This is a genomic window from Pseudomonas sp. GW821-FHT02H09 (assembly GCF_059421425.1).
Genome location: NZ_JBWKVA010000044.1, coordinates 1 through 8,640 on the forward strand (window position 1 = coordinate 1; position 8,640 = coordinate 8,640).

6 protein-coding genes and 2 pseudogenes are annotated in these 8,640 nt (G+C 58.9%); 6 read left to right on the forward strand and 2 right to left on the reverse strand.

The features are described from left to right. Window positions 1-131: 131 nt before the first annotated feature. Together AC07VR_RS31475 and AC07VR_RS31480 are read right to left on the reverse strand one after the other, a co-directional pair. On the reverse strand, window positions 132-1,499 hold the full coding sequence (locus tag AC07VR_RS31475) for an MFS transporter (protein ID WP_494992918.1): 1,368 nt from the start codon (window positions 1,497-1,499) through the stop codon (window positions 132-134). 67 nt (window positions 1,500-1,566) lie between these two features. Then, window positions 1,567-2,763 (reverse strand): fumarylacetoacetate hydrolase family protein, encoded by a 1,197-nt coding sequence (locus AC07VR_RS31480; protein WP_495013627.1) that lies wholly within the window; start codon window positions 2,761-2,763, stop codon window positions 1,567-1,569. A gap of 120 nt (window positions 2,764-2,883) precedes the next feature. Here AC07VR_RS31480 and AC07VR_RS31485 point away from each other — a divergent pair, with 120 nt between their 5' ends. From AC07VR_RS31485 to AC07VR_RS31510, 6 genes and pseudogenes are all read left to right on the forward strand, one after another. Beyond that, window positions 2,884-3,843 (forward strand): LysR family transcriptional regulator, encoded by a 960-nt coding sequence (locus AC07VR_RS31485; protein WP_494992916.1) that lies wholly within the window; start codon window positions 2,884-2,886, stop codon window positions 3,841-3,843. Between the two features lie 165 nt (window positions 3,844-4,008). Continuing rightward, window positions 4,009-5,556 carry a UxaA family hydrolase gene (locus AC07VR_RS31490; RefSeq protein ID WP_495013628.1) on the forward strand — a complete coding sequence of 516 codons (1,548 nt, stop codon included), beginning with the start codon at window positions 4,009-4,011 and terminating at the stop codon, window positions 5,554-5,556. A gap of 72 nt (window positions 5,557-5,628) precedes the next feature. Further along, on the forward strand, window positions 5,629-7,209 hold the full coding sequence (locus AC07VR_RS31495; protein ID WP_495013629.1) for an aldehyde dehydrogenase (NADP(+)): 1,581 nt from the start codon (window positions 5,629-5,631) through the stop codon (window positions 7,207-7,209). A 507-nt stretch (window positions 7,210-7,716) separates the two neighbouring features. Then, a pseudogene (locus tag AC07VR_RS31500) lies at window positions 7,717-8,058 on the forward strand (aldehyde dehydrogenase (NADP(+))); the annotation flags it as partial. Continuing rightward, on the forward strand, window positions 8,051-8,182 hold the full coding sequence (locus AC07VR_RS31505; protein WP_495013630.1) for an FAD-dependent oxidoreductase: 132 nt from the start codon (window positions 8,051-8,053) through the stop codon (window positions 8,180-8,182). The pseudogene AC07VR_RS31500 and the gene AC07VR_RS31505, both read left to right, overlap by 8 nt. Next, a pseudogene (locus AC07VR_RS31510) lies at window positions 8,169-8,402 on the forward strand (FAD-dependent oxidoreductase); the annotation flags it as partial. The gene AC07VR_RS31505 and the pseudogene AC07VR_RS31510, both read left to right, overlap by 14 nt. Between the last annotated feature and the right edge of the window lie 238 nt (window positions 8,403-8,640).

Here is an 8,640-nt window from a genome sequence, read left to right on the forward strand (position 1 = left end):
GGGCGGCATTCCCACGCAGAGCGTGGGAACGATCAAGACCATGAACGTCGCCTAAGGCGAGTTCAGCGTCATCGAGCGTTAGGGTGAAACGGGTGTAAACCTATTTCAGGACTAAACGGTCTATTGTGATTTCAAGGATTCGAAGGTGCCCGGGCACTACTCGCCACCCCGTCCAGCGGACCTTGATTGACCTGCAGTTGCCCCTTTGGCGCGCGCAATGTCCATAGCAGGTAAACTCCCACCAACCCCGCTGCCGACAGCGACAACATCCCAGCCCGTGGATCGGTGAACCAGACCTCCATATTGGCCTTGAGTATTGGCGCGACAAAGCCGCCGATGTTGCCCATGGATCCAATCAGGGCAATACCACCGGCCGCGGCAACCCCACCGAGGTAGCCGGTCGGCAGCGTCCAGAACAGCGGTTGAACGGTCACGAAACCGGCGGCTGCGAAACAGAAAGCCAGCAGTACCGGTGCAAAACTGTTGAGCAAGGCCGAGGCCGCAATACCCAGGGCAGCCATGCCCAGCATGCACATCGCCATCTTGAGATGAGCCCCATGCCGGTCGGCATAACGCGTCACAAAGTACATGGCGATGGCAGCGCACAGCCAGGGTAATGAAATGAACATACCCACCTCTAAGCCGACCTTGGTCCCCAGCAGCTCCGAAATTCGGGTCGGCAGATAGAAGATGACCCCGTACACACTGACCTGAACGCTGAAGTAGATCAGGATGAACTTCAGCACCCGCTTGTTGCGCATCAGACTCAGCAGGTTGGTCGGGCCATGGGCCAGTTTCAGCTTGTCTTCAGCCTCGATCTCCTGGCTCAGGGCCGCTTTCTCTTCGCGGGTGAGCCAAGGGGCATGCTGTGGCTTACTCTTGAGGTAGAACAGCGCAATGATCCCTACGACGACCGCCGCCAGGCCTTCCACCAGGAACATCCATTGCCAGTTGGTCAGGTTGAACATGTCATGCATTTCCAGCAACCAGCCCGACATTGGACTGCCCAGCATCAAGGCCATTGGCAAGCCGAAATAGTAGATGCCGATAGCCTGGCCGCGACGCTGGGCCGGAAACCAGTAGGTCAGGTACAGGATCACACCCGGGGAAAAACCCGCTTCGGCCACGCCGAGCAGAAAGCGCAGCACGTAAAACGTTGTTTCATCCCGGGTGAACATCATGGCGGCGGACACCAGCCCCCAGGTGATCATGATCCGGCTGAGCCAGACTCTCGCGCCGACGCGGTGCAGCATCAGATTACTCGGCACTTCGAAGATGGCATAACCGATAAAGAAAATACCCGCACCCAGGGCGAAGGCCGCATTGCTCAAGCCGATATCGGTCTGCAGTGCCGCCTTGGCGAAACCGACGTTGGAGCGATCGATCATTGCCAGGGCAAACATTAAAGCGAGGAACGGCAACAGCTTCCATCGACACTTGGCAATGGCGCTCTCGATGGCTGCCGCGTGATCCGGTCTTGTCGTGTTTTTGGTCATCATTTGTGTGCCTTATTATTATTGTCCAGCGATCACTGTTTTTATCTGCCAGGAACCTCTGGCAGGCAAATCAGTGGAGTGATTTACCTGCCACCAGACCCCGAGCGGCCAGGTTGCCCATCAATGCACGCAGGCCAAACGTCCAGGGTGTGGCTTCATTGCTGTAGGTGACGCGATTGTGAAGCGTGCCCAACAACGGGCTCCCGATGCTAACGCTATCGCCCGGCTTGTGAGTGAAGCCACTGCCCGGCTCTTCACGGTCTTGTGTCGGGGCGAACAGCGTGCCGAGAAACAGCATGAAACCGTCCGGGTACTGGTGATCGCTGCCCACAGTCTGCGCGACCAACTCAAGCGGGTCACGACTGATCTGCTCCATCGAACTGCTGCCGCGCATGATAAAACCGTCATCACCCTCAACGACCAGATCGACCACGCAGCGGCGCACATCATCCAGAGAAAAGCCTTCGTCGAACAGGCGAATAAACGGGCCGATCGCACATGACGCATTGTTGTCCTTGGCTTTGCTCAACAGCAATGCGCTACGGCCTTCGAAGTCGCGCAGATTGACGTCGTTGCCCAAGGTTACGCCTTGTATCCGACCACGGCTGTTTACCGCCAGGACTATTTCCGGCTCAGGGTTGTTCCATTTCGATTTGGGATGAATACCCACCTCATTACCGCTGCCGACGGAAGCGAGGACGGGGGCCTTGGTGAATATCTCGGCATCAGGGCCGATGCCGACTTCCAGGTATTGTGACCAAAGCCCCTGCTCGATCAACAAGGCCTTCAGCCGGGCGGCTTCGGTTGAACCCGGTTTGATCGAACTCAGGTTGTCGCCAATAGCCGCTTTGACGAGGCTGCGTACACTCTCGGCCTTGACTGCATCACCGCCCGCCTGCTCTTCAATCACGCGTTCAATCATGCTGGCGGCGAATGTCACACCGGCAGCCTTGATCACCTGCAGGTCAGCCGGCGGCAACAGAAAAGCCTTGGCGGGATCGGCCCCGGGGCCCGTATTGGCCAACAATGCCTCAAGACTCCCGATGTATTCACCGCGAGTGCTACGAACAGCCTCAAGCGGTGAAGCGCTTTCCAGCAGATCACTCAATGTCGGGAACACCTTCGACAAATCAAACACACCGTCGACGCGCAGCACTATCGGCGAGGGGCCAGCGGCCTCCCCAGGCACCCAGGCACGACCGATCAGAGTGCCTTCCAGCCCATCGATCGGCAGGGTGTTTTTACAGGTCAATTTCAGATGGGGCATATATAGGTCCAGGTCAATTCGATGACGACCCGGCAAAACTAGTGGACTTGTCTGATAAATCCCAATGACATATTTTCAGTGTTTGATATCGTTTCGTTATCAACCAGATCGAGCCTCTTTATGGAAAACGACGAGATTTCATTCGCCAGCGTGAGCAAATGGCTGAAGATCAAGCATTTGATATTGGTCGACACTTTGGCCAAGACCCGCAACATGCACACCACTGCCGAACTGATGAATCTGACACAGCCAGCCATCAGCAAGATGTTGCGCGACGTCGAGCTGTTACTCGGTTTTGCGTTGTTCGAACGGCAAACCCGCAGCATGGCCCTGACCGAACTTGGCGAGTTCGTGGTCCGCTATGCCCGGATGACGCTCGACGACACGCAGTCATTCGTCGATCAGCTCAATAAATTGCGCAAAGGTGGACATGGTCATTTGAAAGTCGGCGCGATTTTCGCCGCGACCTCGGTCGTGCTGCCCGAGGCGATCACCCGGATCAAGCTGGACCGCCCCATGCTGTCCATCGAAGTGATTGAGCAAACCAGCAATCAACTGCTGGAAATGCTTGAGCACAAGAAGCTCGATTTGATCATTGCCCGCTTCACGGATGAGCGTTATCAGCAACCGTTCGACTTCCGTGCACTCGGACCTGAACCCTTTTGCCTGGTGGTCAACAGTCGCCATCCCCTCGCGCAGTTCGACGAAGTGGCTACCGAGCAACTGAGCGATTGGCCCTGGGTGATGTACCCCTTCAATGCGCCCATACGGCGTCGGATGGAAAGCGCCTTCACCGAATTCAACATGCGCACGCCCACCAACACCGTCGAAACCATCTCGATGCCCACCTTCCTGCAACTCCTGCAATCGGGGCCGATGCTCGCGATGTTGCCCGAATCCATGGTGCAGTCGCAGGTTCAGAGTGGCTTGCTTAAAGTGCTCAACACTCCGTTCAAGGTCGAACCTCAGGACTACGGCATCATCACGCGCAAGGACGAACCACTGACCGAAGCGGCCCGCGAATTCGCCGACACCTTGCTGGAATTCGCCAGGCTGCGACGGGAAACTGCCGATCACTGAGGACTTTTTTTGTCAATAACAGCAAATAAGATGAGAAAAAGTTATCGATCAATCCAAAGGTCTCATTAGGCAGCAGCATCCGGGGGCTCTTATAGTGCAGCAACAAAGGCATGGCGCGGCCTGTTGGCCAGCGACCTCCCACGCTTCATAGCCAGAGAGTTTCCGATGGAATTGATCATGAAAACCGGTGCAGCCGCCGTCCTGCGCCTCAATCCTCTGGACGATGTGCTGATCGCCCGTCGGCCGTTGATACCGGGTGAAGTCCTCGAACAGGAAGGCGTGACCGTACGTCAACCTGTACCCGCCGGTCACAAGATCGCCGCACGTCGCATTGATGCAGGCCAGGCCCTGCGTCGCTATGGGCAGATCATCGGTTTTTCCACCGAGGTTATCGAGGCCGGTGACCACGTGCATGTGCACAACCTGGCCATGGGCGATTTCGCCCGTGATTATGCGTTCAGCCTCGATGTGAAACCCGACAAGCCCTTGAACAGCGAGCCTGTGTTCATGGGGATCGTACGCCCGGACGGTCGCGTGGCTACCCGAAACTACATCGGCATCCTGACCTCTGTGAATTGCTCGGCCACCGTCGCCCGCGCCATAGCCGACCACTTCCGACGGGACATTAACCCTGGCGCATTGCTGGCATACCCCAACGTCGATGGCGTGGTCGCCCTGACCCACTCCGCCGGTTGCGCCGTAGACCCCGCCGGCGAAGGCCTGGCGTTGCTGCGCCGTACATTGGCGGGCTACGCGACCCATGCCAACTTCGCCGCTGTGCTGGTGATCGGGCTGGGCTGCGAAACCAACCAGATCGAAGGGCTGCTCAGCACCCAGGGTCTGAGCCGCAGCGATACGCTGCGCACTTTCAGCATCCAGGACAGCGGCGGCACATCCAAAGCGGTCGCCAGCGGCATCGCTCAGGTCAAGGCGTTGCTTGAGGAGGCTAACCAGGTCAAACGTGAACTCGTCAGTGCCAGGCACCTGATCATTGGCCTGCAATGCGGTGGCTCGGATGGTTATTCCGGCATCACCGCCAACCCTGCGCTGGGTAATGCGGTGGACCGACTGGTCGCCTGTGGCGGCACGGCAATCCTTTCTGAAACGCCGGAAATCTATGGCGCCGAACACCTGCTGACCCGCCGGGCAATCAACCGCGCAGTGGGTGAAAAACTCATTGCACGGATTCATTGGTGGGAGGCGTATTGCGAGCGCATGGGTGCAGAACTGAACAACAACCCTTCGGCCGGCAACAAGGTCGGAGGCTTGACCACCATCCTGGAGAAGTCACTGGGTGCTGTTGCTAAAGCAGGGTCCAGCAACCTGGTCGATGTTTATGAATATGCCCAGATAGTCAGCGCCAAAGGCCTGGTGTTCATGGACACCCCTGGCTATGACCCTGTATCGGCCACAGGCCAGGTCGCCGGTGGCGCCAATCTGATTGCCTTCACCACCGGACGTGGCTCGGCCTACGGTTGCGCCCCCTCCCCATCGATCAAACTGGCAACCAATACCGCGTTGTGGAACCGCCAACGCGAAGACATGGACATCAACTGCGGCGAGATCGCTGAAGACACCATGACCATCGAAGAATGCGGTGAAGCCATCTTCAACCTCATGCTGCGCATCGCTTCGGGTGAACGCAGCATGAGCGAGCAGCACGGTTACGGGCAGAACGAATTCGTGCCCTGGCAGATCGGCGCCGTTACCTGAATCCCTGCCCTCCTCCCCTATAGCCCTGAAATCCCCGCAAGGGGATTCGAACATCCTTTTCTGGAGCCAGAAATGTCCACGATTATCGGCCACAACTACATCGGTGGTCAGCGCAGCGCTACTGGCACTGTCATCGTCAACAGCGTTGATGCCAACACCGGCGATAACCTGCCTTACAGTTTCCACCAGGCCACCCTTGAAGAAGTCGACGCCGCTGCCAATTTTGCCGCTGCCGCTTACCCGGCGTATCGCAGCCTGAGCGCCGAACGTCGCGCGCAGTTTCTCGATGCCATTGCCGATGAGCTGGATGCATTGGGCGATGATTTTGTGGCGCTGGTCAGCCGCGAAACCGCGCTGCCCGCCGCCCGCATTCAAGGCGAGCGCGGTCGCACCAGCGGCCAGATGCGCCTGTTCGCCAAGGTCCTGCGTCGCGGGGATTTCTACGCTGCGCGGATCGATCGGGCGTTACCGGACCGCCTGCCGTTGCCGCGTCCGGACCTGCGCCAGTACCGCATCGGCCTCGGCCCGGTTGCGGTGTTTGGTGCGAGCAACTTTCCCTTGGCGTTTTCCACCGCCGGTGGCGACACCGCCTCGGCATTGGCGGCTGGCTGCCCGGTGGTGTTCAAGGCCCACAGTGGCCACATGGCCACGGCCGAACTCGTTGCCGATGCGATCATCCGCGCCGCGGAAAGAACCGGGATGCCGGCCGGCGTGGTCAACATGATCTACGGCGGTGGCGTCGGTGAAGCGCTGGTCAAGCATCCGGCGATTCAGGCGGTCGGTTTTACCGGTTCGCTCAAAGGCGGACGGGCGTTGTGCGACATGGCTGCAGCCCGTCTTCAACCCATCCCGGTGTTCGCAGAGATGTCAAGCATCAACCCGGTGATCGTGCTGCCGCAGGCGTTGCAAGCGCGGTCAGAATCGATCGCCCGTGACCTGACCGCTTCGGTGGTTCAGGGCTGCGGCCAGTTCTGCACCAACCCCGGTTTGGTGATCGGCATTCGCTCACCGCAGTTCAGTGCGTTCGTGCAGCAGGTCGCGGTTTTCATCGGCGATCAGCCGGCGCAAACCATGCTCAATGCCGGGACCCTGAGCAGCTATGGCAAGGGCCTGCAAAAACTCCTCGCACATCCGGGCATCGAGCATCTGGCCGGCCAGGCGCAACAGGGCAACCAGGCCCAGCCGCAGTTGTTCAAAGCCGATGTCAGCCTGTTGATCGACGGCGATGAAGTGCTGCAGGAAGAAGTCTTCGGACCGACCACGGTGTTTGTCGAAGTGGCGGATCAGGTGCAATTGAGTGCCGCACTGCAGGGCCTGCATGGGCAGCTGACGGCGACGATCATAGGCGAATCGGCAGACTTCGAACAGTTCGGTGAACTGACGGCGCTGCTGGAACAAAAGGTCGGACGGATCCTGCTTAACGGCTATCCAACCGGTGTGGAGGTGTGTGATTCGATGGTCCACGGCGGGCCGTATCCGGCGACGTCCGATGCGCGCGGTACATCGGTGGGCACGCTGGCCATCGATCGCTTCCTGCGCCCGGTGTGCTTCCAGAACTACCCCGATAGACTGTTGCCGGAGCCATTGAAGAACGCCAATCCACTGCGCATTCAGCGGCTGGTGGACGGCCAGCCCTCCCGCGACGCCCTCTGACGGTCGAACACTGTCCTCTGTAGGAGCAAGCTTGCTTGCGATAGCGGCGTGACAGACACATGGATGCTGAATGTGCCGCCATCATCGCAGGCAGGCTTGCTACTACATCTGTTCTGCGTTGTGCAGGCGTTTTATGCCCGGCGCAGTCGATCGCCAGAGCTAAATATCCGACATCATCAAACATTCCCCCCCAATCGCTCCGACCACCTTCACGCCAGCACCAAGCCCTCGGATGATCAAGACTCCTGTCCAATCCAATTAAGGAGCTCTACATGCTGGAACACCAATCTCAGGGAATCATGAGCCGCGCAGTATCGCTGGCGAACGAGCAAGGCTTCGCCATCTGCATCAGCGTGGTTGACGACGCCGGACTGCTTCGAGCCTTTGCAGATGTGGCGGGTTATGTGACGTTCGTTTCGAATACTGGAGATGAACCCCTCAGACAACAAGCGTTGGCAGAAAGAACCTTACGGCATCGGCGGGTGGTTGCTCCAGGCACTGCACGGTTTGCGTGGCCAGTTGACCGCCACCCTGATTGTCGAAGACTCGGAACTCAATAACCTGGGTGAGGTGCTGTCGCTGCTGGAACAGAAAGTCGGGCGCGTGCTGTTCAACGGCTATCCAACCGGCGTCGAAGTTTGCGATGCCATGGTCCATGGCGGTCCTTTCCCGGCAACCTGCGACCCGCGCACGACCTCGGTCGGCACCGCCGCCATCCTGCGTTTCCTGCGCCCGGTCTGCTACCAGAACTTCCCGGATACCTTGTTGCCTGCCGCGCTCAAGCACTGTAATCCGCTGCAGCTGCGCCGCATGTTCGATGGCCAGAGAGAAACCCTGGACCATGTCTAACCACGTCGCTTCCCCCCCCCACGACAATGCCGACATTGCTGTGGTCGGCGCCGGAATCATCGGCGTCGCCTGTGCCCTCCGGCTGGCACGCCAGGGCCTGCGGGTGGTCGTCATCGACCAGTAGGACCCCGGCCGGGGAGCCTCGTTTGGCAATGCCAGATTCCCTGCCGATCATCGACCGGGTGCGCGACGGCAGGGTGCTGCTCGCCTTCGGCCACCAGCACTTGGGCCTGACTCAGGCAGCGGTCACTGCCGAGCTCATCGCCTAAATAGCTTCACCGACGGCCGTCACCCAGTCCCATGGTTTGCCGGCAATCGAACCCTACAGGTTGGATCGTTTCTGAGGAAAACCAGTGGCGACCAATACCGCGACTGCCACCGATGTCGCTACCGCGGACATAGCGGATGCTCGCATTGCTCCATCAGTGGATTAGTCATTTCAATTTTACCCGGTTTATCCCGGATTCAGATTGATCAATGATGGCTCCATCACCACTAAGGAGCCCCGCAATGAATTCGCTTTTTTCTCAAGTCCGTGTGGGTCGCTATAGCTTGTCCAATCGTATGGTCATGGCCCCGATG

Bases quoted from the DNA above. Each gene is read 5' to 3' on its own strand.
- AC07VR_RS31495 (WP_495013629.1), top strand. From the start codon at position 5,629: ATGTCCACGATTATCGGCCACAACTACATCGGTGGTCAGCGCAGCGCT.
- AC07VR_RS31505 (WP_495013630.1), top strand. From the start codon at position 8,051: ATGTCTAACCACGTCGCTTCCCCCCCCCACGACAATGCCGACATTGCT.
- AC07VR_RS31475 (WP_494992918.1), bottom strand. From the start codon at position 1,499: ATGATGACCAAAAACACGACAAGACCGGATCACGCGGCAGCCATCGAG.
- AC07VR_RS31485 (WP_494992916.1), top strand. From the start codon at position 2,884: ATGGAAAACGACGAGATTTCATTCGCCAGCGTGAGCAAATGGCTGAAG.
- AC07VR_RS31490 (WP_495013628.1), top strand. From the start codon at position 4,009: ATGGAATTGATCATGAAAACCGGTGCAGCCGCCGTCCTGCGCCTCAAT.
- AC07VR_RS31480 (WP_495013627.1), bottom strand. From the start codon at position 2,763: ATGCCCCATCTGAAATTGACCTGTAAAAACACCCTGCCGATCGATGGG.